Raw genomic sequence first — 436 nt, forward strand, 5'->3', positions numbered from 1 at the left:
TCAGCGCTTGGCTATAAAACACCCCAGCAGATGGAGGATCTATTGTCTGCGTCAGTTGCGTAAAATAGTTCTTCGATTTGTGTCCAGTAACTTGACAGAGGTCCAAGCCACTGGGCGATGACTGGAACGAACTGCTCTGCTTGCTCCTTCGTTTTGCACGTGACAATGAAGTCATCAGCATAAGAGACGATGTTGATGCCAGGGTTAGCACGGCTACTTCCGAATCTCATTTGGAACGCCTTTTACCGCAAATCTTTCTCCATACCCTGCAGCGCGATGACCGCAATTAACGGCGAAACTAGGCCGCCCTGGAGACCTCCGAAAAAGTCAAGATAAAACGCCGATAGATGTCCATATATATCTATATATAGTGTATAATAGAAATATAGAATCGTTTGGGAGGTATCTTCGATGCTTCGTAAAGATAACGGGAAAC

The 436-nt window shown here is 45.6% G+C and carries 1 protein-coding gene; it reads right to left on the minus strand.

Features of this window, described 5'->3' with window-relative positions; translation table 11 throughout:
- Nucleotides 1-242: 242 nt before the first annotated feature.
- Nucleotides 243-436: hypothetical protein (locus tag MM817_RS16520; protein ID WP_241717155.1), on the minus strand; the 194-nt coding region annotated here is incomplete at its 5' end.

The sequence above is a fragment of the Sulfoacidibacillus ferrooxidans genome (genome assembly GCF_022606465.1).
Taxonomy (GTDB): Bacteria; Bacillota; Bacilli; order Alicyclobacillales; family SLC66; genus Sulfoacidibacillus; species Sulfoacidibacillus ferrooxidans.